1 protein-coding gene is annotated in these 818 nt (G+C 67.2%); it reads right to left on the bottom strand.

All coding sequences use genetic code 11. The annotated features are described in order from the left end of the window. Positions 1–818: sugar phosphate nucleotidyltransferase (locus GWG65_RS40260; RefSeq protein ID WP_275200927.1), on the bottom strand; the 818-nt coding region annotated here is incomplete at both ends.

Here is an 818-nt window from a genome sequence, read left to right on the forward strand (position 1 = left end):
TGGTCGGTGGTGACGTTGCAGTTGCGGGAGTCTTCGAACACCGCGGCGCCGTGCGCGGCGTTGCCTTGCGCGTCCTTGTCCGACAATTCCCACACCGCGTGCCAGGAGCCGACGTCGGACCAGCCGCAGGACACCGGCACCACCGCGGCACGCGAGGTCTTTTCCATCACCGCATAGTCGATCGAGATCGCCTTGGCCGAGCCGAACGCCTGCGGCTCCAGCGTCACGAAGGACAGATCGCGGCCGGCATGGGTGACCGCATTGGCGATCGCTTCCACGCTTGCTGGGTCGACCTTGCGATATTCGTCGAGCAGCAGGGTTGCCGGGAACATGAAGTTGCCGCTGTTCCAGAGATAGCCGGAGTTGACGTAGTCGGCGGCCTTCACCGCGTCCGGCTTCTCGACGAAGCGGGCCACCGCATGCACCTCGCCCGAGATCGCCTCACCCGGGCTGATATAGCCGTATTCGGTTGCGGGCCGCTCCGGCTTGACGCCGAAGGTGACGATGCGCTCGGCGCTCGCGGCAACGAGGCCTTCGCGGCAGGCGGCGACGAAGGCGGCAGTGTCCTGCACCACGTGATCGGCGGCGAGCGCGAGCACGACGGCATCAGCGGCGCGCACTTGCGCGAACACCGCACCCGCGGCAATCGCGGGGCCGGAATCGCGCCGCATCGGCTCGAGGATCACGTCGGCCTCGATGCCGATCTCGGCCAGCTGCTCCAGCACCATGAAACGGTAGGACGCATTGGTGATGACGATCGGCCGGTCGAACAGCGACGCCTCCGAGACGCGCAGCAGCGTGTCCTGGAAGGTCGAGCG

Origin of the sequence: Bradyrhizobium sp. CSA207 (assembly GCF_029051685.1) — a bacterium.
Taxonomy (GTDB): Bacteria; Pseudomonadota; Alphaproteobacteria; order Rhizobiales; family Xanthobacteraceae; genus Bradyrhizobium.